The organism is Streptomyces sp. NPDC096310 (assembly GCF_044763125.1).
GTDB lineage: Bacteria > Actinomycetota > Actinomycetes > Streptomycetales > Streptomycetaceae > Streptomyces.
Map to the genome: position 1 here is coordinate 46,383 of NZ_JBIWFO010000015.1, position 26,600 is coordinate 72,982.

Sequence of the window (26,600 nt, forward strand, 5' to 3'; positions counted from 1 at the left end):
GCTACCGGTCGAGCAGGGGGATCTCGATCGCGGGGCAGCGGTCCATCACCATCGCGAGCCCGGCCGCCCGCGTCCGCTCGTACGCCTGTTCGTCGATCACCCCGAGCTGGAACCAGACGGCCCGCGCGCCGACGGCGACCGCCTCGTCCGCGACCGCCCCGGCCAGTTCGCTGTTGACGAAGACGTCCACCACGTCCACCGGGAAGGGGATGTCGGCGAGCGAGGCGTACCCGCGCTCGCCGTGCACCGTCTCGGCCTTGGGATGCACCGGTACGACACGCTTGCCGTAGCGCTGGAGGACCGCGGCGACGCCGTACGCCGCCCGGGAGGTGTTCCCGGACAGGCCCACGACGGCCCAGGTGTCGCCACTGTGCTGAAGGATCTCCCGGATCACCGCCGGATCGCCGTGCCCGGTCCGTGTTCGCTCCGCCTGTGCTCTCTCTGCGTCCATGTCAGGGCAACGGATCCACCGCGTAGCTCATTCCGCACGCCATCGGTCCGGTTCACCGCGGACGGCACGGCGTGCCATCCTGTCGGGGGTATGACGAGGTCCTGGTTCGGGCGGAGGGTGGGGTTGTGCTGAGGACGGGAAAGATCCAGCGGTTCGACGAGACACGCGGATACGGGTTCATCATCCCGAACGAGGGAGGTGACGACGTGTTCATGCACGCGAACGATCTGCTGGACGAGAAGTACCTCTACCAGGCGGGCCGCGAGGTCGAGTTCTTCGTCGAGATGGGCGACAAGGGGCCGAAGGCGTCCGAGATCCGGCTCGTCCACCCGGCCGCGCAGCGCCGCCCCGGGCATGACCTCGCGCCGGACCCGGTGACGTACCGGACGGCGGAGGACGGCGAGCCGACCGCGGCCGCTCTGCGCGGCGAACTCACCGAGGCGCTGCTGGAGGCGGACGGCACCCTGACGGCCGACCAGATCAAGCGGATCAGGGCGCGCGTGGTCGAACTGGCCCGCACGCACGGCTGGATCACCGCCTGACGCCTCGGCGCGGTGGGCGACGCGGCGGTCCCGAAGTGCCCTCTGGGACCGCCGTTCCCGCAGGTCAGAGCAGGTCCCTGCGCATCGGCACCAACACGGCCACGGCCGCCGCGACACACGCGTACCCCATCAGCAGCAGCCCGCCGCCGACCGGGGGAAGCAGCGCGACCGGACGGGTGGACAGCTCGTCCGCGAGGGCGTCCGAGACCTGGGTGAAGCCGGTCAGCGCGGCCGTGGCGCCGCCCGGCAGCAGCGGGTGGAGCGGATTGACGCCCGGGATCATCATCAGGATCAGCTCACCCACGTAGAGATAGCCGATCACCACCGAGAGCGCGGCGATCTGATGGCGGATCAGGGCGCCCATCGCCACCCCCAGCAGCGTCTGGACCGCCATCGCGACGGCCAGCCGCAGCAGCAGCGCCGTCCTGCGCGCAGCCCGGTCGGACGGCGCGGCGGGGGCCGAGACGGCGGAGAAGGACAGCGGCCTGGTGGCGCGAGACGACGACCGTCACTGGCGCGCGGCGGGAACGGTGTACGTGAACGCCGGTGACCCCGCGGTCCTCGTGCCCAGACGGGTGGGGCCGGGGGTGGACGGTCAATCTCGCCCACCCCCGGTTCCTGATCGGCTCGGGCGCGGTACTGGTGCTGGCACTGGCCGCGACGGCCGTGCACCTCACCGTGGGATCCGGCTGAGGTCCGGGCGGCGACCGGGCCCCGCATAGGGTGGGGGCATGCAGGAGCAGTACCGGACCGTCGCCCGCGCGGGCGTCCACGAGACCGAGGCCAACCGGTCGCGCTTCCTCTGCGCGCTGGCACCGGCGGCGACCGAGGAGGAGGCGCAGGAGTTCGTCGCGGGCGTCCGCAGGGAGCACCCGACGGCCACGCACCACTGCTTCGCGTACGTGATCGGCGCCGACGCCTCCGTGCAGCGGGCGAGCGACGACGGCGAGCCGGGCGGTACCGCCGGGGCGCCGATGCTCCAGATGCTGATGCGCCGTGAGGTGCGCTACACGGTGGCGGTCGTCACCCGCTACTACGGGGGCGTCAAGCTCGGCGCCGGCGGTCTGATCAGGGCGTACGGGGGAGCGGTGGGCGAGGCGCTGGACGCCCTCGGTACCCGGACCAGACGGCGCTTCCGGCAGGTCACCGTCACCGTCGACCACCAGCGCGCGGGCCGGCTGGAGAACGATCTGCGCGCCACGGGACACGCGGTGCGCGAGGTGCGGTACGCGGAGGCGGTGACGATCGAGCTGGGGCTGCCGGACGCGGAGGTCGACGCGTTCCGTGGCTGGCTCGCGGACACGACGGCGGGCACGGCCGCCCTGGAGCTGGGCGGGGAGGCGTACGGCGATGGCCCTCCGGAGTGAGCGCCGCGCTCCGCACGAAGCCCGCGCACGCCATGAACCGGGCGCGCCGGGCGCGTTGCGCGAACGCCACGAACGGCGCGAACGCCACGAACGGCGCGAACGCCACGAACGGCGCGAACGGCGTGAAACGCCTGAACGGGAGGAAAGCCTCTCTTGAGGATTCTGCACACGTCGGACTGGCATCTCGGACGGTCCTTCCACCGCGTCAGCCTGCTTGACGCCCAGGCCGCGTTCCTCGACCACCTCGTGACGACGGTCCGTACTCATGACGTCGACGCGGTCCTCGTCGCCGGCGACGTCTACGACCGGGCCGTACCGCCGCTCGCCGCCGTCGAGCTGTTCGACCGCGCGCTGCACCGCCTCGCCGACGCCGGGGTACCGACCGTCATGATCTCCGGCAACCACGACTCGGCCCGCAGACTCGGTGTCGGCGCCGGACTCATCGAGCGCGCCGGTATCCATCTGCGGACCGACCCGGCGGGCTGCGCCACCCCCGTCCTGCTCACGGACGCCCACGGCGAGGTGGCCTTCTACGGGCTGCCGTACCTCGAACCGGCCCTGGTGCGCGCGGAGTTCAAGACGGAGAAGGCCGGACACGAGGCGGTGCTCGGCGCAGCGATGGAGCGCGTACGGGCCGACCTCGCCGGCCGCCCGTCCGACACCCGCTCCGTCGTCCTCGCGCACGCCTTCGTCGTCGGCGGCGCGCCCAGCGACAGCGAGCGGGACATCACCGTCGGCGGGGTGGCCGCCGTCCCCGCCGGAGTCTTCGACGGCGCCGACTATGTCGCGCTGGGGCACCTCCACGGCTCCCAGACCCTCACCGAACGCGTCCGTTACGCGGGCTCCCCCCTCGCCTACTCCTTCTCCGAGGCCATGCACCGCAAGACGATGTGGCTGGTGGACCTCGGGCCCGCGGGCGAGATCGACGCGCGTCGGATCGACTGCCCGGTGCCGCGCGCCCTCGCCCGGATCCGAGGGACGCTCGACGAACTGCTCGGGGATCCCGCCTTCGACCGGCACGAGGAGTCCTGGGTGGAGGCGACCCTCACCGATGCGGTGCGCCCGGCCGAACCGATGGCGCGGCTGGCCGCCCGTTTCCCGTACACCCTCAGCCTCGTCTTCGACCCCGAGCGGCCGCCCGGCGACCCGCTCGCCTCCTACGGCAGACGCCTAGCGGGCCGTACCGACCAGCAGATCGCCGAGGACTTCGTGGCCCATGTACGGGGTGGTTCCGGGCCGGACGGGCCCGAACGCACCGTGCTGCGCGGCGCGTTCGACGATGTACGGGTCGACGCGACGGTGCGCGAGGTGACCCCGTGAGACTGCACCGGCTGACCCTCACCGCCTTCGGTCCCTTCGCCACCACCCAGGAGGTCGACTTCGACGCCCTCTCCGGCGCCGGGCTCTTCCTGCTCCACGGCCCGACCGGCGCGGGCAAGACCTCCGTGCTGGACGCGGTCTGCTACGCGCTGTACGGGGCCGTACCGGGCGCCCGGCAGAGCCCCGGCACCACGCTGCGCAGCGATCACGCGCCCGCCGGGACCGTCACCGAGGTCGTCCTCGAACTGACCGTCGGCGGGCGCCGGTTGGAGGTCACGCGGCGGCCCGCCCAGCTCCGCCCCAAGAAGCGCGTCAAGGGCTTCACCACCGAGAAGGCGCAGAGCTGGCTGCGGGAGTACGCCCCCGACGGTGGTTCCGGTGGTTCCGGCGGCGGCGAATGGCGGGCGCTGAGCCGTTCCCACCAGGAGATCGGGGAGGAGATCAGCCAGCTCCTCGGCATGAGCCGCGAACAGTTCTGCCAGGTCGTGCTCCTGCCCCAGGGCGACTTCGCCCGCTTCCTGCGCGCCGACGCAGAGGCGCGCGGCAGACTCCTCGGCACGCTCTTCGACACCCGCAGGTTCGCCGCGGTCGAGGAACGCCTGGCCGAGCTGCGGCGCGCCGCGGAGCACCGGGTGCGCGCCGGTGACGACCGGCTCCTCGGGATCGCACAGCGCATCGCCCAGGCGGCGGAGGGGAGTTCGCCCGCGACAGGCGGTACGGGGACGCCGGGGCCGCCCGACCGGCAGCCCGGTGACGCGGGCCTCGCCCCCGCCGTACTCGCCTGGGCGGCGCTCGTACGCTGCGACGCCCACGAGCGGACCGACATCGCCGCGTCGGCCCTCGCGTCGGCCGAGGACCGGTTGGCGGAGGCCCGGAGCGTACGGGAAGCCGCACGCGAACTCGCCCGGCTCCAGGAGCGGTTCGCGGACGCCCGGCGGCGCGACACCGAACTCGAAGCGTGCCGCCCCGCGTACGAACGGACCCGTACGCTGCTGGAACGCGACCGCAAGGCGGAGCTGGTCGCCCCGGCGCTCGCCCTGCGCGACGAGGCGGACGACGCCCACCGCGCCGCCTGCGCCGCACACGAGCGCACCCGGAGGGCGCTTCCCCCCGGACTCGCGGACGCCGGCGCCGAACAACTCGCCGCACTGGAAGGCTCCGTACGCCAGGAACTCGGCGCACTCGACGCGGCCCGCCGAGCGGAGAGCCGCAGCGCCGAGATCACCGCCGAACGCGCCGCACTGGACCGGCAGGCGCGCGCCGACGACGACATCCTCCAGGAGACGGCCGGCTGGCTGGCGGGCTGGGAGCCCGAACGCCGCGCCCTGCTCGGCCGGGTGGAAGAGGCCCTGGAGGCGGCCACCCGCGCCGAGCAGTACGCGGGACAGCTCGAACCGGCCGTGCGACGGCTGGCCGCGGCCCGGCGGCGCGACACGCTCGAAGGGACGGTACGGGAGGCCGAACGGCGGCTCGTGACGGCGGGTGCTCGGGTCAACTCCGCCCGCGCGCACTGGCTCGACCTGCGGGAGCGCCGGCTGAAGGGCATCGCCGCCGAACTCGCCGCCCGGCTCGCCGAGGGCGCCCCCTGCGAGGTCTGCGGCTCCGCCGACCACCCCGCACCCGCGCGCCCCACGGACGACCAGGTCGATCCGGCGGCCGAGGAGGCCGCACTGACGGAGTATCAGCGGTACGAGGACGGCCAGGCGGAGGCCGAGGGTGCGCACGCCACGCTCCTGGAGCAGTACGCGACGGCCCGCACCCAGGCGGCCGAGCCGCCCCGGGACAGTGACCCCGAAGCCGGGGACCCCAACCACGACTTCGCCGCCACAGATCCCACCGTCGCCGAACTCGCCGCGCTCACCGAGCGGTTGGAGCGCGAACACGCCGCGGCTCGCCGGGTCGCGGCCGGTGCGCACGCGGCGCGCGAGGCCCTGGCCCGCGCCGAGCGCGAGTACGAGGGCCGGGTCGCCGCGCAGCGTCAGGCCGAACGCCGCGCCGCCGCCCGAACCTCGCAGCGCGAGGCGCTGGAGCGCGAACAGAGCGGGCTGCGAGCGGAGTTGAACCGCGCCAGGGGAGAGGCCGCGAGCGTCGCCGACCGGGTGGCCGAACTGTCGGGACGCGCCCGGTCGTTCGCCGAGGCGGCGGAGACCGCACGTGTCGCCGACGCCACCGCGCTGCGCCTCAAGGAGGCCGACGGGCACCTCGCCGGCGCCGCCTTCCGGGCCGGGTTCGACACCCCGGGCGCCGCCGCCGAGGCCCTGCTCGGCACGGCCGACCGGCGCGCTTTCCAGCACCGTATCGACGCGTGGCAGGCCGAGGCCGCCGCGGTCGCCGACCGGCTCGCGGAACCGGCGCCCCGGGACGCCGCCGCGCTCCCGCCCGCCGACCCCGGCGCCGCGCAGTCCGCCCACGACACCGCGGAACGCGCACTGCGCGCCGCCTCGGCCCGGCACGCCGCCGCACGGGAGAGCCGGGACCAGCTCGCCGGGCTCTCCCGGCGGGCCGAGGCCGAGGTGCGCGAACTCGGCCCCGTACGCGAGGAGTACGACCGGGTGGCCCGTCTCGCCGGGCTCGCCGCGGGCACCTCCGCCGACAACGAACGCCGGATGCGCCTGGAGTCGTACGTCCTGGCAGCCCGTCTCGAACAGGTCGCGGCGGCCGCCACCGTACGCCTCCAGCGGATGTCCTCCGGCCGTTACGCCCTCTCCCACACCGACGCCCGCGCGGGCGGACAGCGCCGGTCCGGGCTCGGGCTCCAGGTCGTCGACGCCTGGACCGGCAGTGCCCGTGACACCGCGACGCTCTCCGGCGGCGAGACGTTCTTCGCCTCCCTGGCCCTCGCGCTGGGCCTCGCTGACGTCGTCACGGACGAGGCGGGCGGTGTACGGCTGGACACCCTCTTCATCGACGAGGGCTTCGGCAGCCTGGACGACCAGACCCTGGACGAGGTTCTCGACGTACTGGACTCCCTGCGGGAAAGGGACCGCAGCGTCGGCATTGTCAGCCATGTCGCGGACCTGCGCCGCCGTATCCCGACCCAACTGGAGATCGTCAAGGAACGGCACGGGTCCGCCGTGCGGCAGCGCCTCGCGGCGGAGTGAGCCGCGACAGGGTCAGTGTGACGGTGACGGAGAGCAGCGCCATGACGGCCGGCGCCGCCGACACCGAGGTGAGCTGGGCGACGCCGCCCGCCAGAGCCGCGCCCACCCCCTGCATCGTGAGCATCCCCGAGGTGTGCAACCCGAGGGCGTGGCCGCTCAGTTCACCCGGGGTCAGGGACATCAGCCGCTCCTGGAGGACCAGGCTCGCGGCGAACCCCACCGAGGCCACCGCCACGGCCGCCATCACCAGCGGAAGCGCCGGACGCAGGGCGAGCAGCGGATACGGCAGGGCCAGCAGCAGGAGCAGCGGAACCCCGAGCCGCCCCCGCCACCGCTTCGGCACGAACCGGCCCACCACGACATCCCCGGCGAGCATGCCGCAGGCCGCGCAGGCGAAGAGGAGCCCCGCGTACCGGGGAGCGTAGGCGACGAACAGCGATTCACAGCCCACGATCAGCCCGTTGGGGACCCAGAGCGCGAGAAAGACGGAGCGGCGCGAACGCGAGGACCACAGCAGGGCGTTGGTCCGCCAGGTCGCGGCGGCCGAGGGGCGCCCGGTGGCCCGCGGCGGCCGGCCGCTGAGACCGAGGCGGGCGACCACCGCCGTCGCGAGATGGAGGGCAGCGCCCGCGAGCAGGGTGCCGCGCGGCGACAGGGTGGTCACCAGCACACCGCCGACCGCGTATCCGCCGATCTGCGCGGTGCCCGCGCACATGTTGAGCACGGAACGCCCCAGCAGATAGCCGTCCCGCTCAAGGATCTCGTTGAGCAGCCCGTACCGCACCCCGCCGACCGGCGAGGCGACCGTACCGAGGAGGAACAGCACCGCGAACGAGGCCCACACCGGCAGCCCGGGCATGGCCAGGGCGGCGGTGCCGACGCCGAACAGCAGCGACGTACCGGCCAGCGTGGCGCGCGGCGGCAGCCGGTCGGCCGCCGAGAGCAGGGTGGTCGCGCCGAGCACCTGGGCGAGCGAGGGCCCGAACATGGCGAGGGCGGCGAGCAGCGGTGAACCGGTCGCCGAGTAGATCAGGGTCCCCAGGGCCAGTCCGCTCACGGTCTGGGCGCCCACCTGCCCGGCGGACATGAGGAAGAGCGGGGTGAACTCCTGGGTGCGGAACAGCTCGCGGTAGGTACGCATGAACCGGAGTGTCGAGCGGCCCGCGGCCGGGCCGTTACTCTTTCGCGGGGAGGCGAAACATGGGCTGGTGGCAGATCAGCGCGGACACCCTCGCGGACAGCCGCTTCGTCGTCTCCGCCCTCGCCGAGACGGTCGCGAGCCTGAAGACCCTGGAGCGGGGCACGGCCGCACACCCGGGCGAGCGCGCCTGGCTCGACCTCCACCTGCCCGCCTACCGCGCGCGTCAGGCCGGCGACCCGGTCACCGCGCTGCTCGTCCGGGCCGCGCTGGGCCGTCACTGGAACGCGGACTACCTCACGCCCACCCCGACCGGCGACGGCGACCAGCGGTTCGAGGACGAGCTGGCGCGCGTGCGCGAGACGCCCGCCGCGGCGGTACGCGCCGATCTGACCGTCTCGCTGAACGGCCCGCTCCCCGCCCTGCTGCACCGCTCCGACCTGCCGGAACGCACCGCCGACGCGCTGACCTGGGTGTGGACGAGGACCGTGCTGCCCACCTGGCCGAGACGCCGCCGGATCATCGAGGCGGATGTCCTCGCACGCACCGCCCGGCTCGGCCGGGCGGCTGGACCGCGGCCCTGGAGGGCATGCGCCCGGAGCTGCGCTGGCTCGGGGAGAGCCGCCTCCAGCTCAACACGAGGGACTACCCGCCGAGGGAACTCACCGGAGCACGCCTGATGTTCGTCCCCGTGACACCGGTCAACGGCTGGGTCTCCTGGGACGCTCCGCACCGTTACGCCGTGGTCTACCCCTGCTCCGGCGCGCTGGCCGAGGCGGACCGTACCCCCGTCCCCGAGAGCCTCGGCGCGCTGCTCGGAACCGCGCGGGCGACCGTCCTCGTCCTGCTCGACACCCCGAAGAGCACCACGCACCTGGTGGCACTGACCGGCCAGGGCCTCGGCTCGGTGGGCCGTCACCTCAAGGTCCTGCACGACGCTGGGCTGGCACGGCGCCGCCGCGCCGGGCGGTCCGTCCTCTACTTCCGGACCGACGCGGGCGAGGTCCTGGTCGACGCCGGGAAGGAGGGCTGAGGCGGCGGGGGAGCGGAGGCGGCCCGGCCGCCGGCCGCCGTGCCGAAAACCGGATGACAGCCACCCCCGGCCCGGCCATCATGGGCGCCCATGCCCGCACTTGAACCGCCTGCCCCGGCAGCGCGCCGCGCTCCCGCAGAACGCGCGACGGCGGCGCGGCGGGCGGGTTCCGCCGCTGAACGGGACAGCACGGCCGGCGCCGCCGGGGGCCGCCCCGCACCACGGCCGTACCGCCGTGCGGGCCTCTCAGTCCGTGGCGCCCGCCTCCGCCAGCGCCGCGAACAGCTCCCTCAGGTCCGCCCCGGCCGGCGCGCCGCTCACCTGCCCGTCGCCCACCTCCACCACCCGCCACACCCCGTCCTCCCGCAGCGCGAGATCCGTCGTCAGGAACCGGCAGCCGAGGGCGCGTACGGCCGCCCCCACCGCGTCCAGCGCGGGCCGCGGCTCCCGCTCCGGCAGCTTGCCGGGGGTGTCCGGATGGGCGGTGATCAGGACCGGCTCACCGTCCACCCACCACACACGCACCTCACCGCCCGGCACGAACGCCTCGTACGTGCGCAGCACCACCCCGCCCGCGAGCGAGTCCTCCTGGAGCGTGAGAAAGCGGTCCACGACCGCCACGAGCCGCGTGTGATCGGTGAGTTCGGGGAGGAAGCAGGCTTCGTCCCACTGGTCCTTCCGGGACTTCACATAGTCCTTGACGATCCCGGGCCCCGGACCGAGCGGCGCCGCCAGCTCGGCCAGCTCCGCCCGCTCCAGGGGTGCGCCCGGTGTCAGCTCCCGCCAGACGCTCCGGGGCGTGAGGTTGGCGAACTCCTCGTACCAGCCGGGGAGTTCATGCGCGCGACGGTACGAGCCGGGATCCGTCAGCAGCCGGCAGCCCCGTACCTCCATGCCACGCGCCAGCTCCTGGTAGGACGCGGCGGGCATCATCCATCCCCGGTACCAGTACGGTCCCGAGCCGCGCCGCACCCCCGCCAGCGCGCCCGCCGTGTCCCCGGAGAGCAGCGCCTCGTGGCCGAGGAGCGCGAATGCCGAGTCGGGCGAACGGGCCAGCGCCGCCTCCCCGGCGAACACCGGATCGGTCCGGACCGCCCGCAGCGGATCGGCGCAGAACAGGAACCCGGCTTCCATCGCATCCCCCAGACCTTTCACACCGTGTGAGTTTCACGCCCTGTGAAGGTCGGGCCTTCGACAGGAGAGAACATGTCCACGACCACCACACTCGACATCCGCCCCGCCCTCGCGGACGACGAGCTGAACGAACTCTTCGCCGCGTCGTGGCCCGGCCACGGTACGACGTCCTTCGCACCCGTCCTCGCGCGCAGCCTGGTCTGGGTGGCGGCCCGGCGGGCCGGCCGGCTCGTCGGCTATGTCAATGTCGCCGGCGACGGCGGTGTGCACGCCTTCATCCTCGACACCACCGTCCACCCGGACGAGCGCCGCCGGGGCCTCGGACGCCGGCTCGTACACACCGCGGCGGCCGAGGCGTGCGCCCGGGGCGCGCACTGGCTCCATGTCGATTACGAGCCGGCGCTGGCGCCCTTCTACGCGAGCTGCGGTTTCCGGCCGACCGAGGCCGGGCTCATGCCGCTCGTGCCACGCGGCTGAACCCGACTCCGCCGTACGGGAAGAGGTCAGAGCTTCGACAGTTCGTCCACCAGATCGTCCAGCCCCAGCGAGCCCTGCGACAGCGCCGCCATGTGCCACGCCTTCGCGTCGAACGCGTCGCCGTGCGCCTTGCGCGCGTTCTCCCGCCCCAGCAGCCAGGCGCGTTCGCCCAGCTTGTAGCCGATGGCCTGGCCCGGCATGGACAGATAGCGGGTCAGCTCGCTGCTGACGAAGTCCGCGGGGCGCCCGCTGTGGTTCCCGAAGAACTCCTCCGCCAGCCCGGGCGTCCAGCGCTCGCCCGGGTGGAACGGGGATTCCGCCGGGATCTCCAGCTCCAGATGCATCCCGATGTCCACGATCACCCGGCAGGCGCGCATCATCTGCGCGTCCAGATAGCCGAGCCGGCGCTCCGCGTCCGGCAGGAAGCCCAGCTCGTCCATGAGACGTTCCGCGTAGAGAGCCCAGCCCTCGGAGTTGGCGCTGACCTGGCCCACCGACGCCTGGTAGCGGGAGAGCCGCGACGAGACATGCGTCCACTGCGCGATCTGGAGATGGTGGCCTGGGACGCCCTCGTGGTACCAGGTGGACACCAGGTCGTACACCGGGAAGCGGGTCTCGCCCATGGTGGGCAGCCAGGTGCGGCCGGGGCGCGAGAAGTCCTCGGAGGGTCCGGTGTAGTACGGGGCCGCCGCGCCGCCCGGCGGGGCGATCCGGGACTCCACGCGCCGTACCCGGTCGGCGAGTTCGAAGTGGGTGCCGTCCAGCGCGTCGATCGCCTCGTCCATCAGCTTCTGGAGCCAGGTCCTGACCTCGTCGACGCCCTCGATGTGCGCGCCGTGCACGTCGAGATGGGCCAGCGCCTCCCAGGGGCCCGCGCCCGGCAGGATCTTCCCCGCCTCGTCCTTCATCTCGGCGAGCAGCCGGTGGTACTCCGACCAGCCGTACGCGTACGCCTCGTCCAGATCCAGATCCGTACCGTTGTAGTAGCGCGCCCAGCGGGCGTAGCGCTCCCGGCCCACGGTGTCGGGCGCGTCCTCGACGGCGGGGGTGTACACGTCGCGCATCCAGTCGCGCAGCTCCGCCACGGCGGCGGTCGCGGTACGGGCGGCGGCGTCCAGCTCGGTACGGAGCGAGTCAGGTCCCGCGGCGGCGAACTCCTCGAACCAGCCCCGGTCCTCGCCCGCCCAGTCGGTGAGCTGACCGACGAAGGTCGCCGTCGCGCGCGGCCCCGCCGGCAGCTTGCGCTCGATGCCCAGGGCCAGCGACGCGCGGTATCCCTCCAGCGCGGCGGGCACGGCGCGCATCCGCTCGGCGATCGCCGCCCAGTCCGACTCGGTCCCGGCCGGGGTCACGCTGAAGATGTCGCGGACGAAGTGCGGGGCGGAGTGCAGATTGCTGACCTCGCGCAGCCCTTCCTCGGTGTCGTGGACGCCGAGGAAGGCGGTGAGCCGTTCACGCAGCAGCCGGGCGCAGCGCCGCTCGACATCGCTGTCCGCACCCGGCAGCGCCTCGGCCACGTCGAGCCGGACGAGCGTGTCCCGGGCGAGGTCGGCGCGGGCCTGCTGTCCGGCCGGGGAGTAGTCGGGGAGGCGGCGGGAGGACTCCGCCACGCCGAGGTAGGTGCCGGTGATCGGGTCGAGTTCGATGAGTGCGTCGACGTAGGCGTCGGCGACCTGGCGGGGCAGCGCGCTGCCGGCTGTGTCTGACATAGCCGCCATCCTCTCCAACACGGACCGCCGCGTCACTTCACCCTGTCCGGGGGGCGGCCGGATTGGCTGATCGAGGGCGCGGGCGGGGTGGGCGGCCCGGCGCGCCCCGCGCCGCCCGGCAGGGGGCGGTGCGGGCAGGCGGAGACGGGCACCGGAATCCGGCCTCCTCCGCCGCCGCTCCGCGCCCCGGATCGCGGGCGGCGGAGCGTCGCGTTCCGCGGAAAGGCCGGTGGATTCCCCCCGATACGGCGCGACCCGGGCCCGGAACAGGCGGGCGGCGCCACCCGTGGCCCAGGACCGACTTTGGCCGGATCCCTACGCTCGCGCCGGGCCGGACGGCGGTAGGGCGGACGGGGCACGGGGCGGACGCCTCACGTGGCGAACGGTGGTAGGGCGGACGCGTCACGGGGCGGACGGGTCGAACAGCCCGGAGTCGTCGTACGACGTACGGGGAAATCCGCCCAGGGCGGACGGCTCCAGCCGGGCCGTGATCACGAGCGTGCCCTCGTCGATCTGGTAGTCCAGCGGCAGCCCGAGGTCGCGCATGGCCGCGACCATACCCGTGTTGGACGCCTGGGTGACCGCGTACACGCTGCCCGAGCGGGCCTCGACGGCGAGCGCGACGAGCCGGCGCAGCAGTTCGGAGCCGATGCCGCGGCGCTGCCAGTCGTCCTCGACGATCAGCGCGACCTCGGTCTCCTCGCCGTCCCAGAGGAGATGACCGAGGGCGACGAGCCGCCCCGAGGCCGTCCGGACGGCGAGCGTGCGTCCGAAGCGCGGGCTGAGCAGATGGGTCAGATACCGGTCGGCGTCGCCCACCGGGCCGTGGTAGCGCAGGTCCAGGGTGCGGGGCGTGCAGCGGGCGTGCATGGCGAGCGCGGCGTCGAGGTCGTCGGTGTCGGCGCGGCGGACGGTGATCTCCTCGCCCTGGGGGAGGGTGAGGACGTCCTGGCTGCGGGGGATACGTGGGCCGAGCCGGGTGTCCAGCTCAACCAGCGCCCGGGCGCGGGCGAACTCGGTGGGGGTGAAGGGGAGGTACGGGCGCTCTATGGTGATGCTGCCGCCGTGCGGATCGCGCAGCCGCATCTCCGTGCCGTCCTGGCCGTCGATGCCCTCGGCCCCGCATTCGCCCTCCGGGCCGCTCCCGTCGGCCGCGCGGTCCCCGGCGGATCCGGCGGGCCGGGAGTGGATGGTGCAGCGGCCCAGCAACTGACGCAGCGCGAGAGGAAGTTCGGCCGCGTCCAGCGCCGTACGGGTGGCCAGACCCAGCACCCGGGCCGGAGTGTCCACCAGGTCGTGCGCGTCGGCCCGCTCGATCCAGGTGGAGCTGCCGCCCGCGGCGGCGACCTCACGGGTGAGGTCCTTCGCCTGGAGCGAGGCCGGGGCGCGCAGCAGGAACTCGTCGACCGTGCCGTCGGCCAGCGGATGCGTCTGCAGGGTGAGGATGTCCACCCGGTGCGTGGCGAAGGTGACGCACAGCGCGGCCAGGCTTCCCGGCTCGTCCCGTACGGTCGTCCGCATCCGCCAGAGCGCGGTCTCCTCCGGCGCGGGCCCCTCGTGCGCGTTCCCCTCCCGGCTGCCCGGCGCCGTGGCCGGGGCGGCGAGGGGAGGTCCGTCGCCGCCGGACACCGGTGGCGCGTGCCCGTGCCTCCGTGCCCACCAGGTGTGGAACGTGGCCGTGGCGATCAGCGCCCCGGCCGAGGCGACCAGCAGGAACGCGCCGTCGGGTCCGTGCACGATCAGGTTCGCCAGTGCGTCGGCGACCGCCACCGCGGTGAACAGGGCGGCCAGTTCGACGAGGTCCCGCCGCCAGTGGTGGGGGCGGCGGGTGCTCTTCGCGGAAGTCACATCGGTCATGACCTCACTCTGACGGAACGGTGTTGCGTGATCACGAACGGTTTGTGACTGATGGGTTAAGGTTGGATCTGTTCCTTTTTGGACTATCTTTGGCCATTTTTGGCGCAGGGCGATCGCTTCACTGATGCATTGCGATCAGAAGACGCCGCGCTTGTGTGATCACCTGAGAGGTGCCCGCGCGTCCGGCGAGTTCCGGCAGCCCCGGTATCTCCGCCGCGCCCCCGCAGCGCTCCACGCAGTCGGCGGCCACGGACAGTATCCCCTCGAGCCCGGGACGCGTGCCCGGCGGCCGTGACGCGCCCGCCGCCGACGGCTCCTGACCCACTGGCAGCTCCTGACCCGCTGCCGGTGCATCCGCTGCCGGTGGACCGAACGGCTCAGGGGCCAGCAGGGCGGGCAGCGTCGGCAGCAGTACGGAGGCGACCGTTGCGTACGCACCGGTCGCGGCGGCCGTACGGACCGCCTCCGTCAGCCGGTTGATCTTGACGTCCCCCGAGATGACCAGAGCGGCCAGCTCCTCGCCCAGCACCGGCCCGGCCAGCTCGCCACGGGCGGCCAGCACCAGCAGCGCGTCCACGGCCGGGAGCCGGTCCTGCGGGTGGCGGGCGCCCAGCCCGTACGCCAGCCCCCGGTGCAGGCACCGGCCTGCCCGGCCCCCGCGCTCGGCGAGCGGCGGAAGCCACCAGGTCCCGCCCCGCTGATCGTCCCGCGCGCTCGACGCGGCCTCGGTGAGCAGCAGGCCCGCCAGGGTCTCCCGGTCCTGGGGGAGTACGGCCGTCCAGCTGCCGCCCCGCGCCCCGGCCCAGTGGTAGCAGCGCGGCACCACCCGGGCACCCGGACGGCCCAGCCAGTGGAACGCCACGGGGAACTCCCGCCGCACCGCCGACAGTTCCTCCCGTCCGGTCCTCTCCCGCTCCGTCTCCTTCCGCCATGGGCGCAGGCCCGCCGCGAACCCCGCCGCCTTCCCGGTCAGGGCCTTCGCCGGCCACGCGTCGTCCACGGCCTCCGCGGGACGGGGCGGCTCCGTCATGGGCCGCAGCGCCGGTACCGGGGCGCCGTCCGCCGTGAGCCAGGCGACGAGCCGGTCCGCCTCCGGAGTGCCGAGCGCCGCCGCCGCGCGCACCGTCGCCGGGTCCGCGCCCCGGTCCACCCGCAGCAGCGCCTGGGCGAAGTCGGCCGGCCCCGGCGCGGCACCGAGTCGCCGGTACTCCCGCAGTCGCTCGACGAGGACAGCGGTGTCGAGCGCGCCCGTCTCCCAGGTCGGGGTGGCGAGCAGGAAGGGCGGCGGCTTCGCGTGGACCAGATACGCGGCCTCCCGCAGCCGGGCGTCGATCACCCCGACGAGCGCGGAGTGCGCACACGAACCGGAGGTCTTCCCCCGGGCGCCGGAGGTCTCCCCCTGGGCGAACGAGGCGTGCAGCGTCCGCGTGGAGATCCGGTCGAGCAGCGCGGCGGCCACCACCTCCACACCGTGGGTGTCCCGGGAGAACCACCGGTCACGGTCCTGGTGCCCGTCGTCGTCCAGCCACCAGCACCCCGCCAGCGCGGGGCGCAGCGCGCGCACCAGCGCCACCCGGTCCCGGTACGCGTGGGTGACCAGACCGTCCAGCGCCCGCTCGAACGCCTCCATCCCGCCGTCCGGCGAGGCGATCAGCGCCGCCACCTCCTCGACCAGTTCGGCCAGGTCCGCCGGCGCAGGGGCCAGCCGTACCGGCTCCGGCGCGGGCGGCAGGACCTCCTCGTACGGCGGCTCGTCGGCCACCGGAAGCTCACCGAGGACCTCGCGCGCCCGGGCCCGGTGGACCGGACTCAGCAGCGCAGCGGCCCGCACCACCTCGGAGCGCCGGTCCGCGTCCAGGACGGGAAGATGGCGGGCCACCAGCTTCAGCGCCCGCTCCTGGACAGCGGTGTCCTCGTGCCCGAACGCCTCCGCGACCACCGGCAGCACCTCGCCCGCGGCGGCGCCGTCGGCCCGCAGAACCTTGCCCAGCAGCACCAGTTGGGCCCGTACGAGCTTCTTCTCCGGCCGGAACAGCACCGACGCCGACAGGTCCGCGAGGCTCCGCGCGTCCAGCGCGCCCGCGAGCGCCAGCCGGCCCAGCAGCCCCTGCGCGTGGTCCGCCACGACCGAGGGCCCGTCCGCGGCCATGCCGATCCAGTCGGCGGTCCGCTCACGCTCCTCGTCCGCCGTCAGCGCCAGCCGGTCCAGCAGACGCAGGAAGAACGTCAGCTCGCCGGGGCGCCCGCCGCGCAGCAGTCGGGCCACGGTCGCGTCCACCAGCATCCGCCGCTCCACCACCCCCTCCTCGGCCAGGACGGCGAGCACCGACGGCCAGTGGTGCGGATCGTCCGGATCGTCCCGCGCGTTGAGCGACCACGGCAGTTCGGCCGTCTCGAACAGCCGGGGCACCATGATCCGTACGTCGGGGTCCACGCGCAGCGCGGGCAGCAGCCCGCCGTGTGACGGCGCCGCCTCCACCCAGCCGTACACATAGGCGTCCGTGGTCGGCACCGCACACCCCGCCTGCCGGACCATCCCCGTGATCAGCCGGTAGTCCAGCGTGGCCGTCGACGCCCGGCCCGCGAGCCGGTGGGCGACATCGGCCAGCCATCGCGGGTCACGGCCGCCGAGGACATCGAGCAGCAGGCCGTGCGGGAGGGAGGAGCTCTCGCGCAGATCGCGGGCGCCGATCCAGGCCGTCGTCGCCGCCGCGCCCGTCAGGCATCCGGCGCCCGCCACCACCAGCGCGCACCCGATCCGCTGCCGTTCGTGCCACCGGCGCCACTCCCAGCCGCGCAGCTCCGCGCGGAGCTCCTTCAGCGCGGCCAGCTCCGTCTTGCGCTCCGCCGCCGTCAGCGGCTTCACCAGCCCGGGAACGGCCTCGGCCCGCCCCGCCCGGACCGCGTCGAGCAGCGCGCTCATCGGGCACCGCCCGCGGTCACCACGGCCGCACGGCGCGCCATCCGGACGGCGAGCGCGTGCTTGCACGGCCCCCGGCGCCCCCGGTGGTCGGCCCACCAGCGGCAGGTGCAGCTCAGTACCCCGCCCGACTCCCGCACCTGATACCGGCGTTCACCCGACGCCACGGAGGAGACGGCCGTGTCCGACGCGGCCGGCGCCGGCCCGTCGTCCAGCGTCACTCCATCCTCCGCGAGCAGGGCCCGCGCCGAGACCAGCCGGGGGTTGTGCCGCTCCACCCGCCCCGCGTCGTACGGCAGTTCCCGGTGGAAGTACGCCGCGTCCGCGACGTCGTAGCCGACCCGGCCCGCCGTGCCCAGCCGGGTCAGCGCCGCCCGGACCCGCTCCACCGGCAGCCCCGACTCGACGGCCAGCTCCGCCGGATCGATACGCGGCTCCCACGCCAGCAGCACCGACACCAGCGCGGCGTCCTCGGCCGCCTCCCCGGTGGCCAGCGCCTCCAGCACCCCGCCCTCCCCGGAGAACCCGCGCGCCGCCTCCGGCGACAGCGTGAGCGTCAGCCGCATCCCCGGCAGCACCGCCTCCCAGGCGCTCGACACCGCCGCGCCGCCCGCCACCGGCGGCCCGTACACCCGGAGCGCCGTCGCGTCCCGCAGCACGCGCTCCAACGCGGCGAGCCGCTCGGGCCCCGGCAGACAGACGGCGCCCGGCACCGGCCGGGTCGTCGGCCGCAGCGTCCGCCCCGCCGGCACCACCCACATCGCCCCGCGCGAGGCGTTGCCCCCGCCACGCGGCAGCGAGCGCAGGAAGCGCACCGCCTCGGCCCCGGTCAGCTCCGCCCGCAGATCGAACCCGGCGGAGACCACCTGCGCCTCGGCGAACCCCCGCAGCCAGCGGTCCGGCAGCGGCACCTTCTTCTCCACCACCGACCCGCCGACCGTGGTGACCGCCAGCTCGTCAGGACCCACCCGAAGGTGCAGCGGATCGTCGCCGGTCATCCGGGACAGCGCCTCACGCAGCGGATTGTTCACATCCACATTGGTCGTGCCGTGGCCCGTCGCCGCCCCGCCGAGCCCGTCCTCCAGCACATCGAGGCGCGCGTACACCCCGCAGCACCCCGAGAACGACTCGAAGCGCAGCCGGTCTCCGTTCCCCGTCACCACCGGGTCCAGCGAGCGGCCCGGCACCCGCTGGTAGTACCGCGCCCCCGCCACATCGGCGACGGCCAGCAGGCCGCGCGCCGCGGCCCGCGGCGAGGCGAGGAACCCGGAGAAGAAGCGCGGATGCGCCTCGGCACCGACGGGCGTGAGGCCGCCCGACGTCTCCAGACCGAGCAGCCGTCCGCCCCGGATGTGCTCCAAGGCGGACGGACGGGAATAGGCCAGCGCCTGTGTGGATCGCGTCATGGGAAAAACCGTAGACGCGACCACTGACAATCGCCCTGACCTGCGAAGTCACCGCTCTCCGGGCCGTTTTACCGCCTGCTCACCGGCCGGCCCCGGGCCTGCTCACCGGCCGGCTTCCCGGCCCGCTCACTGGCCGACCTTGCCCGGCTGGAGCACCTTCGTGAACAGCACCGTGCCGCCCTGCTCCCGCAGCCGGACCGTCAACTCCCCGCTGGCACCGTCGATGTCCACCTCGCCGAAGAGCGGAGGCGTCTCCATCGGCGACAGGTTCGAGCCCGTCGGCGCCTTGACGAAGACCCGGTCGGGGCCGAAGGTCGCGTCCAGCTTGCTCGCCGGGAACTGCCCCGCGGCGATGGGGCCCGTGACGAACTCCCAGAAGGGCTCGAAGTCCTTGAAGGCGGCCCGCTCCGGCAGGTAGTGCTGCGCCGAGGTGTGGTGCACGTCCGCCGTCAGCCACAGTGTGCCCGTGATCCGCTGGTGCTTGATGTACCGCAGCAGTTCGGCGATCTGCAGCTCACGGCCGAGCGGCGCGCCCGGGTCGCCCTGCGCGATCGCCTCGATGTCCGCCGTACCGTCCGGCACGACCAGACCGAGCGGCATGTCCGCGGCGATGACCTTCCACACCGCGCGCGAGCGCGACAGCTCGCGCTTCAGCCACCGGAGCTGTTCCGCGCCGAGGATCCCGGTGGTGTCGTCGGACTGCCGGCCGGGCGAGTTGGCGTTGCGGAACGTCCGCATGTCGAGGACGAACACGTCGAGCAGCGGACCGTGGTTCACCACCCGGTGCACCCGCCGGTCCGAACCGCGTGCGTGCAGCGTCGAGATGGGGAAGTACTCGCGGAACGCCTGGGACGCGCGGGCGGCCAGCACGTCCACGTTCTTCTCGGTGTAGCGGTCGTCGTCCAGGATCTGGCCCGGGTACCAGTTGTTGCGCACCTCGTGGTCGTCCCACTGGGTGATGGACGGCACCTCGGCGTTGAAGCGCCGGACATTGCGGTCCAGCAGGTTGTAGCGGAAGTTGCCCCGGTACTCGGCCAGGGTCTCCGCGACCTTCGCCTTCTCCTCGGTGGTGACATTGCGCCAGACCCGGCCGTCGGGCAGCGTCACGCTCGGCTCGATCACACCGTCCGCGTAGATGTTGTCACCGCTGGACAGGAAGAAGTCCGGGGCGAGCCGGCGCATCTCCTCGTAGACGGTGAAACCGCCGAGGTCCGGGTTGATGCCCCAGCCCTGCCCGGCGATGTCGCCCGACCAGACGAAGCGCACGTCCTGGCGGCGTTTCGCGGGCGCCGTGCGGAACGTGCCGTACACCGGCTCGCCGGTACGGCGCGGGTCCTCGGGGTCCGCGAGCGTCACCCGGTAGTGGACCCGCTCGCCCGAGGGGAGCCCGCGCAGCGGGACCGTACCGGTGAAGTCCGTGCCGGCGCCCAGCAGCGGGCCGCGGACCAGGTGCGCGCGGCGGAACGATTCGGTGGCGGAGGTCTCCACGATCATCCGGGCGGGCCGGTCCGACCGTACCCACACCAGCCCGGAGGAGGTCGTGATGTCGCCGGCCTGCACGCCCCAGCCGGCGCGCGGCCGGCCGGACAGGGCCTGTGCGGGCACCGCGCCGCCCAGCACGGCGGCGCCGGGCAGCGCCAGCGCGGCCGAGGCGGCGAGCGAGCCACGCAGCACACCGCGCCTGCCGGGGTGGCGCGCGGGGGTGGAGGCTGAGGGGGAAGCGGGGGTGTTCTGCTGGCCGTACGGCATCGATGCGTCTCCTGCGCGAGAGGTGACCCTGGTCGAGTGGTGACCGGAGTGTCCTGCCATGCCTAGCGCCCGGCGACGGCCACCGCGCGAACCCCGGGTGAACAACCGCCGCGTCACCCCGCACCCTCGCGAGGTCACCTTCGCACCCTGCACCGCGCGGGCCGCCTGGACAACGGGGCGTCTCGTCCGATGGGATGGGAGCGTGGAATCCGACACCGTGAGCACCGAGGCGTTCGAGACACACCGGCCGGTACTGACGGGGGTCGCCTACCGCATGCTCGGCCGGTACGCCGACGCCGAGGACGTCGTCCAGGAGGCGTGGCTGCGCTGGAGCGCCGCCGACCGCGCGGACGTGGTCGAGCCGCGCGCCTATCTCGTACGGATCACCACCCGCCTCGCCATCGACCGGCTGCGCCAGACGCGGACACGGCGCGAGGCGTACGTGGGCCCCTGGCTGCCCGAACCCGTCGTCACCGACTTCGGCCCCACCGTGCCCGACACGGCCGAACGCGCCGTGCTCGCCGACTCCGTCTCCCTCGCGGTCCTGGTCGTCCTCGAATCGCTCTCGCCGCTGGAGCGCGCGGTGTTCGTTCTGCGGGAGGCGTTCGGCTTCCCGTTCGCCGAGATCGCCACCGCGCTGGAGCGCAGCGAGTCCGCCGTACGCCAGCTCGCGGGCCGGGCCCGGCGCCATGTCGAGGAGCGCAGACCTCGCTACGACGTCGACCCGGCCGAACGGCGCGATCTCACCGAGCGGTTCCTCGCGGCGGCCGGCGGCGGCGACCTCGAAGAACTGCTCGCCCTGCTCGCCCCCGACGTCCGGCTGGTCGGCGACAGCGGGGGCAAGGCCAAGGCGCCCCGGCGTGTCATCGAGGGCGCCGACAAGGTCGGCCGCTTCCTGCTCGCGACCGCGGGCGGCGCCGGGCTGTACGACGTCAGCCTCGTCGAGGTCAACGGCGCCCCCGCGGTGCTGTTCCGGACGGACGGAAAGCCCGACAACGTCATGCAGTTGGAGTTCCTGGACGGCCGGGTGCAGCGCGTCCACATCATCCGCAACCCCGACAAGCTCGGTGGCGTCACCACAGGGGAGCCCACCCTGTAGGGCGCGGTGTCCCGCACTCCGGTACAGGGCCACGCGTCCGTACGGCCCCGTCCCTATGTCACCGTCCCTATGTCACCCTCCGTCCACGCCGGGTAAAAGATCCGTTTCTTTCCGTGACCGACGGCCTTATTGGTCTTGACCAAGGGATGGGGTCGTCCTATCGTCGCTTTTTAGTGAGGAACCTTTAATAAACAAGGGCACGGAAACCCGTCGGCCAGCCGGCGATTGCGGAGGATCAGGGTGGGGACCACGCGGCTCGAAACGGTGCCGGAGCCCAAGTACTGGCATCTCAGGACGGTGCTCGCCGAAGCCCTCGACTCCGACTTCGCGGTCGGCGAGGTGCTGCCCAACGAGCGTGAACTCGCCGCCCGTTTCGGCGTCGCCCGCGCCACTCTCCGGCAGGCGCTCGAACAACTGGAGCTGGAAGGCCGCCTCCAGCGCCGCCGCGGCGTCGGTACGACCGTCGCTCCGCCCCGCCTCGGCGTGGACGTCTCCACGCCTCCGCACGCCTGGCCGGGCGCCGACGAGGACGCCTGGCAGCCGCTCGACTGCGGTACCGCCACCGCGCCCGCCGCGGTGGCCCGGCTGCTGGAGACCGGCGAGGGCGAACCGGTCCACACCGTCCGCAGGATCCGCATCACGCACGGCCAGTCCGTCGCCGCCGAGCTGATCCACGTACCGGCGTCGTCGGTGCCCGACCTGTCGGCCATCGAGGCGCCCTCGGGGCCCGCGCGCGCCCGCGCCGTCCTGCGGGAACTCCAGCACCTCGGACTCGACGCCCAGGAACGCGCGGTGGAGCTGGGCTCGGCGCGCGCCGACGACGCCAAGGAACTGGACCGGCTCCCCGGCGCGCCCGTCCTCGTGGTCACGACGCGCTATGTGGTGGCCGGCCGGGTCGCCGCCGTCTCCGTGGCCACGTACCGCGCGGACACCTGCCGCCTCACCTTCGGGGCCTCCGGCGATCTGGAGATCAGCGACGAGACGCAGGAGCGCCAGGAGCGCAGGGCGTCCTGACCCCGGCCGGTCTGCGGCCCGCCACCCGGACGGCCCGCGGTCCGCCACCCGGACGGCCCGCGGTCCGCCACCCGGACGGCCCGCGGTCCGCCACCCGGCCGGCCGCCGCTCAGCGGCGGGCCGTCACCGGGCCCTCCACCGCGAAGAGCTGTTCCTCGACATGGTCGATGGCCAGCCGCAGCGCGCCCGTCGCCACCGCCGCCTCGCCCAGCAGGGAGAGGGCCACTCGCGGCGGGCGCAGACAGTAGCGCGCCAGCTCGTCGCGGAGCGGGTCCAGTACGCCGTCGAGCCCCGCCGCCCATCCGCCGATCACCACCAGCTCCGGGTCGAGCGCGAGCACCAGCGCGGCGACATCGTGCACCAGCCGCAGGATGAACCGCTCGACGGCCTCCTGGGCCCGTGCGTCACCGCGTCTGGCCTCGGCGAAGACCCGGGCCACGGCCTGCTCGTCCAGCGGGTGGAGCGGTTCGTCCGTCGTGGACAGCAGCCGCTCAGGAGTGACCCCGCGCCCCAGCAGATGCAGCGCGCCGATCTCGCCCGCCGCCCCGCCGAAGCCGCGGTGCAGCCGCCCCCCGATCAGCGCGCCCGCCCCCGGGCTGAGTCCGGCCAGGACGAAGACGATGTCGTCGGAGTCGGTGGCCGCGCCCTTCCACTGCTCGGCCACCGCCGCCGCGTTGGCGTCGTTCTCCACCAGGACCGGGCAACTGAAGGAACGCCGCAGCCGCTCACCGAGCGCCAGCCCGGTCCACTGCGGCAGCGCCGTACCGAGCCGTACGGTCCCGTCGGCCTCCACGATGCCCGGGCTGCCCACGCCGACCGCCCGCAGGGAGCTGTGCGCCACTCCGGCCCGCCCCAGCACCTCGTCGGCGACGTCCCGGACGCGCGCGAGGCGTTCGTCGGCGTCCGCCTTCTGCGCCACCTCCCGGGACCCGGCGCCGATGATCCCGCCGTCCAGCCCGGCGACCATCGCCGCCACCCGGTGCGCCCCGATCTCGATGCCCAGCAGATGCCCGGCCTCGGCCCGGAACCGGAACCGCCGTGCAGGGCGGCCCTGTTTACGGGTCTCCTCCGGGGCGGACTCGGCGACCAGCCCGGTCTCGATCAGCCCCTCCACCACGCCCTCGACCGTGGGCCGGGACAGGCTGGTGATCCGGGTGATGTCGGTGAGGGTGAGCGAACCCGCGTCACGCAGGGTGTGCAGTACCACCGCGGAGTTGATCCTCCGCAGCAGGGACGGGTCCCCGCCGGTCAGCCGCCCCACGGTAGTCCTCCCGATCGTGCGCGTGTGAGGCGGATCGTACTCGGTGCCCGACGGCGCGGCGAGTGGCGCGCACCGGCCCCGGGCGGGCGGAGCCGGCGCGCGCCGGGACGGGCACGCCAGGACGCCGGAACGGGCAGCGCGGTACGGAACGCTCCGCGCTGCCCGGGCCGGACACGGATCCCGGCCGTCCGCCTCGGCGGTCAGTCGCCGACCTTCTCCAGCCGGCCGGTCGGCCGGGCCGACGCCCCTTCCTGCTGGGCGCGCAGATGCCCCGGGTCCGTGCTGTCGTACGGGAGCGTCAGATCACGGTCACGGGTTTCCGGCGCCATCCGTGTGGCGATGAGGCTGACGGTCGTGACGAGCGTCATGTAGACGGCGACCGGGATCCACGAGCCTGAGAAGGCGGTGACGAGCGCGGTGCAGATCAGCGGGGCGACCCCGCCGCCGATCACCGAGGAGAACTCCCGGCCCAGGGTGACCCCGGCGTACCGGTAGCGGTTGCCGAACAGCTCGGGGAAGAAGCTCATCTGGACACCGACCGCGCCCTGGCAGGCCAGGATGAAGCCGATGACGATCGCCACGGTGATCGCGACCTTGGACCCCGAGTTCAGTGCGACGAACGTGGGCGCCGGGAGCAGGACGAGAGCGCTCAGGATCAGCGTGTACACCGGCTTGCGCCCGAAGCGGTCCGAGAGGGTGCCGAAACAGATCGCCGCGATACCGCCGCAGACCGCGCCCACCAGCAGCACCTCGGGGACGAACTCCTTGTCGACGCCCACCGTCGTCACCAGGTACGAGGCCATGAAGACCTGGTACGTGTAGGACTGCGTGCTGATCCCGAAGTTCATGAAGAGCACCAGGAGCATCGGCCGGCGGCCCCGCGTGAGGACCTCCCGCACCGGAGAGGCGGGCTTCTCCCGCGACGCCTCGTTCTGCGCGCGCTGTTCCTTGAGGTCCTTGAAGACGGGGCTCTCGTTGAGCTTCCGCCGGATGATCATGGCGGCCACGGTCACCACGAGGCTGGATCCGAAGACCAGCCGCCAGCCCCAGGACATCAGCGCCTCGTCGGAGAGGCGCTGGGCGAGGATCCAGGCCACGGCGCCGAGGGCCGTCCCCAGCGCGGCGCCCGTCATGACCAGTGAGGAGAGCCTGCCCCTGCGCCCCTTGGCGGCTGTCTCGGTGAGCAGGGCGGCGGCTCCCGACTGCTCGGCGCCGGCGCCGAAGCCCTGGCCCATGCGGCAGATCAGCAGCAGGATCGGGGCGAGCAGGCCGACCTGTCCGTACGTGGGCAGCAGACCGATGGCGAGGGTGGAGCCGCCCATCAGCAGGAGCGTCGCGACCAGGACCCACTTACGGCCGAGCCGGTCCCCGTAGCGGGAGAAGAAGAGTCCGCCGAGCGGCCGGGCGGCGAAGCCGACCGCGTAGGTGCTGAAGCTGGCGAGGATGCCCACGGACGCCGAGACGTTGGGGAAGAACAGCTCGCTGAAGATCAGCGCCGAGGCGGTCCCGTAGATGACGAAGTCGTACTGTTCGAGCGCGGTGCCGATCAGGCCGGCCCAGGCCGCGCGGCGTATCGCGGCGGGGTCCGGCGCCGGTTCTCCGGACGGGGTCGTGGTCTCCGGGGACGGGGGCGCCGCGGCGGGTGTCGGGTTGTCCATGATCCATGCCTCCTTGAACGGATCGAACTCCGCGGTGGAGCGGAACGGGCGGAGCGGGCGGAGCAAAGCTGGTCAAAAGGGGTGTGATGAGGTGTGGCTGGTCGTGCGTGTGGGGTCCCTGGGTTTTCCGGACCTACGGGGTCACGAGGTCACGGGTGACGAGGCGCGCCCCGCGGGGTTCCGGGGGCGCCGGCGTGAGGTCCGTTCGTCACGCGGTGGTGTCTCCGGGGCGTACGACGACCTTGAGGTGGGACGGGTCGTCGCCCGGGGCCCGCAGGGCGTCGGCCGCCAGGTCGAGCGGGAACCGTCCGGTCAGGACGCCCGCGAGATCGACCCGTTTCCCGGCCACCAGCTCGATCGCGGTGGGGAAGGCGTGGGCGTAACGGAACGCGGTGGACAGCTCGATCTCCCAGCGCTGGAGATGTGCCAGCGGCAGCCCGTCCATGCTGGGCGGGGCCTGCCCGACGACGATCGCCCGGCCCGCCGGGCGCAGCGTCGCGAGCCCCTGCCGGAGCGCGGCCGGGTGGGCCGAGCACTCCAGCAGCCGGTCGACACCGGTCAGTTCGAGTTCCTGTTCCGCCGTGTTGACGACGGAGGTGGCGCCCAGCTTGAGCGCCTGCGCGAGCCGCGCGTCGTTGACATCGGTGACGACGACCTCGCTCGCCCCGGCGGCGCGCGCCACCTGGGCGACGAGGATGCCGATCGGCCCCGCGCCGGTGACCAGGACACGGTCGCCGAACTCGACACCGGCGCGCCGTAGCGCCCACACCGCGACGGCCAGCGGCTCGATCAGCGCCCCGACCTCCAGCGGGATGACATCGGGCAGCGGATGGACGGCGCGCGCGGTGGCGACGACGTACTCGGCGAAGGTGCCGTCGGTGGGCGGTGAGCCGAAACAGGTGCCCACGGGGCAGAGGTTGTAGCGCCCGGAGCGGCAGGTCGCGCACGACCCGCACCCCACGGCGGGCTCCACCGCCACCCGGGTCCCCACGTCGAGGGCGACGGCGGAACCCTTGGCGCTGATGACGCCCGAGGCCTCATGGCCGAGCACGGTCGGCTGCCGCAGCTCGTTCCGGCCGTTGCGGCCCTGGGCGAAGTAATGCATGTCCGAGCCGCAGACTCCGACGGCGTCGACCGTGACGAGGACGTCGTCGGGGCCCAGGGGCCGCAGCGGGCGGTCTTCGACACGCAGGTCACCCGGGCCGTACAGGACGGCGGCGCGGGTCGAATCAGGAGCGAACACTTTACTCACGTCCTTGTGGGCGGGAACCGGGGGAGGGAGGAGGAATGAGGAGAAAGGGAGCGGTGGTCCGCCGACAGGGAACGGGGGCCCGATGGGCCTGGGTGACGGGCCGGCCCGAGGA

The 26,600-nt window shown here is 73.9% G+C and carries 20 protein-coding genes and 1 pseudogene; 9 read left to right on the forward strand and 12 right to left on the reverse strand.

From position 1 onward, the window contains the following. Position 1 precedes the first annotated feature (1 nt). Entirely contained in the window at positions 2 to 451 is a 450-nt protein-coding gene (locus tag ACIQ7D_RS24955; RefSeq protein WP_403940996.1) for a CoA-binding protein, read from the reverse strand. A gap of 125 nt (positions 452 to 576) precedes the next feature. Here ACIQ7D_RS24955 and ACIQ7D_RS24960 point away from each other — a divergent pair, with 125 nt between their 5' ends. Then, complete coding sequence (locus ACIQ7D_RS24960; protein ID WP_403940998.1) at positions 577 to 993, forward strand: cold-shock protein; 417 nt, start codon at positions 577 to 579, stop codon at positions 991 to 993. 64 nt (positions 994 to 1,057) lie between these two features. Here ACIQ7D_RS24960 and ACIQ7D_RS24965 read toward each other — a convergent pair whose 3' ends face one another. Then, a complete protein-coding gene (locus ACIQ7D_RS24965) occupies positions 1,058 to 1,387 on the reverse strand; it encodes a hypothetical protein (RefSeq protein ID WP_403940999.1) in 330 nt (109 codons plus the stop codon). A gap of 152 nt (positions 1,388 to 1,539) precedes the next feature. Between ACIQ7D_RS24965 and ACIQ7D_RS24970 the strand changes: the two genes are divergently transcribed. From ACIQ7D_RS24970 to ACIQ7D_RS24985, 4 genes are all read left to right on the forward strand, one after another. Then, positions 1,540 to 1,686, forward strand: coding sequence for a hypothetical protein (locus tag ACIQ7D_RS24970; protein ID WP_403941001.1), 147 nt, complete (start codon positions 1,540 to 1,542; stop codon positions 1,684 to 1,686). A gap of 38 nt (positions 1,687 to 1,724) precedes the next feature. Continuing rightward, complete coding sequence (locus tag ACIQ7D_RS24975; protein ID WP_403941003.1) at positions 1,725 to 2,360, forward strand: YigZ family protein; 636 nt, start codon at positions 1,725 to 1,727, stop codon at positions 2,358 to 2,360. 153 nt (positions 2,361 to 2,513) lie between these two features. Then, positions 2,514 to 3,680 (forward strand): exonuclease SbcCD subunit D, encoded by a 1,167-nt coding sequence (locus tag ACIQ7D_RS24980; RefSeq protein ID WP_403941004.1) that lies wholly within the window; start codon positions 2,514 to 2,516, stop codon positions 3,678 to 3,680. Continuing rightward, on the forward strand, positions 3,677 to 6,781 hold the full coding sequence (locus tag ACIQ7D_RS24985; RefSeq protein WP_403941006.1) for an AAA family ATPase: 3,105 nt from the start codon (positions 3,677 to 3,679) through the stop codon (positions 6,779 to 6,781). Before ACIQ7D_RS24980 ends, ACIQ7D_RS24985 begins: the two co-directional genes overlap by 4 nt. Here the strand turns inward: ACIQ7D_RS24985 and ACIQ7D_RS24990 are convergent. Continuing rightward, entirely contained in the window at positions 6,732 to 7,922 is a 1,191-nt protein-coding gene (locus tag ACIQ7D_RS24990; RefSeq protein WP_403941007.1) for an MFS transporter, read from the reverse strand. The two genes, ACIQ7D_RS24985 and ACIQ7D_RS24990, sit on opposite strands and share 50 nt — an antisense overlap. 59 nt (positions 7,923 to 7,981) lie before the next feature. Here ACIQ7D_RS24990 and ACIQ7D_RS24995 point away from each other — a divergent pair. Beyond that, positions 7,982 to 8,952 (forward strand): annotated as a pseudogene (locus ACIQ7D_RS24995) (transcriptional regulator). 246 nt (positions 8,953 to 9,198) lie between these two features. Here ACIQ7D_RS24995 and ACIQ7D_RS25000 read toward each other — a convergent pair. Beyond that, positions 9,199 to 10,086 (reverse strand): ATP-grasp domain-containing protein, encoded by an 888-nt coding sequence (locus ACIQ7D_RS25000; RefSeq protein WP_403941009.1) that lies wholly within the window; start codon positions 10,084 to 10,086, stop codon positions 9,199 to 9,201. A 72-nt stretch (positions 10,087 to 10,158) separates the two neighbouring features. On the opposite strand from ACIQ7D_RS25000, the gene ACIQ7D_RS25005 reads away from it, so the two are divergent. Beyond that, entirely contained in the window at positions 10,159 to 10,563 is a 405-nt protein-coding gene (locus ACIQ7D_RS25005; protein ID WP_403941010.1) for a GNAT family N-acetyltransferase, read from the forward strand. A 26-nt stretch (positions 10,564 to 10,589) separates the two neighbouring features. Here the strand turns inward: ACIQ7D_RS25005 and ACIQ7D_RS25010 are convergent, their stop codons facing one another. From ACIQ7D_RS25010 to ACIQ7D_RS25030, 5 genes are all read right to left on the reverse strand, one after another. Continuing rightward, on the reverse strand, positions 10,590 to 12,272 hold the full coding sequence (locus ACIQ7D_RS25010) for a DUF885 domain-containing protein (protein WP_403941011.1): 1,683 nt from the start codon (positions 12,270 to 12,272) through the stop codon (positions 10,590 to 10,592). Positions 12,273 to 12,674: 402 nt separating this feature from the next. After that, positions 12,675 to 14,129, reverse strand: coding sequence for a GNAT family N-acetyltransferase (locus tag ACIQ7D_RS25015; RefSeq protein ID WP_403941013.1), 1,455 nt, complete (start codon positions 14,127 to 14,129; stop codon positions 12,675 to 12,677). Between the two features lie 118 nt (positions 14,130 to 14,247). Beyond that, entirely contained in the window at positions 14,248 to 17,052 is a 2,805-nt protein-coding gene (locus ACIQ7D_RS25020) for a DUF6493 family protein (RefSeq protein ID WP_403941015.1), read from the reverse strand. After that, positions 17,049 to 18,455, reverse strand: a complete 1,407-nt coding sequence (locus tag ACIQ7D_RS25025; RefSeq protein ID WP_403941016.1) for an SWIM zinc finger family protein — start codon at positions 18,453 to 18,455, stop codon at positions 17,049 to 17,051. The genes ACIQ7D_RS25020 and ACIQ7D_RS25025 overlap by 4 nt, the downstream gene beginning before the upstream one ends. A 126-nt stretch (positions 18,456 to 18,581) precedes the next feature. Beyond that, on the reverse strand, positions 18,582 to 20,204 hold the full coding sequence (locus ACIQ7D_RS25030) for an alkaline phosphatase D family protein (RefSeq protein WP_403941018.1): 1,623 nt from the start codon (positions 20,202 to 20,204) through the stop codon (positions 18,582 to 18,584). Positions 20,205 to 20,406: 202 nt separating this feature from the next. Here ACIQ7D_RS25030 and ACIQ7D_RS25035 point away from each other — a divergent pair, with 202 nt between their 5' ends. Next, positions 20,407 to 21,303 (forward strand): RNA polymerase sigma-70 factor, encoded by an 897-nt coding sequence (locus tag ACIQ7D_RS25035; protein WP_403941020.1) that lies wholly within the window; start codon positions 20,407 to 20,409, stop codon positions 21,301 to 21,303. Between the two features lie 240 nt (positions 21,304 to 21,543). Continuing rightward, on the forward strand, positions 21,544 to 22,317 hold the full coding sequence (locus ACIQ7D_RS25040; RefSeq protein ID WP_403941021.1) for a GntR family transcriptional regulator: 774 nt from the start codon (positions 21,544 to 21,546) through the stop codon (positions 22,315 to 22,317). Between the two features lie 109 nt (positions 22,318 to 22,426). On the opposite strand, the gene ACIQ7D_RS25045 is transcribed toward ACIQ7D_RS25040, so the two are convergent. The 3 genes from ACIQ7D_RS25045 to ACIQ7D_RS25055 all read right to left on the reverse strand — a co-directional run bounded on the left by ACIQ7D_RS25045 (position 22,427) and on the right by ACIQ7D_RS25055 (position 26,479). After that, positions 22,427 to 23,578: an ROK family transcriptional regulator gene (locus ACIQ7D_RS25045; RefSeq protein ID WP_403941023.1), complete on the reverse strand. Its 1,152-nt coding sequence runs from the start codon at positions 23,576 to 23,578 to the stop codon at positions 22,427 to 22,429. 200 nt (positions 23,579 to 23,778) lie between these two features. Then, positions 23,779 to 25,236: an MFS transporter gene (locus ACIQ7D_RS25050; protein ID WP_403941025.1), complete on the reverse strand. Its 1,458-nt coding sequence runs from the start codon at positions 25,234 to 25,236 to the stop codon at positions 23,779 to 23,781. 208 nt (positions 25,237 to 25,444) lie between these two features. After that, positions 25,445 to 26,479 (reverse strand): NAD(P)-dependent alcohol dehydrogenase, encoded by a 1,035-nt coding sequence (locus ACIQ7D_RS25055; RefSeq protein WP_403941027.1) that lies wholly within the window; start codon positions 26,477 to 26,479, stop codon positions 25,445 to 25,447. Positions 26,480 to 26,600 lie beyond the last annotated feature (121 nt).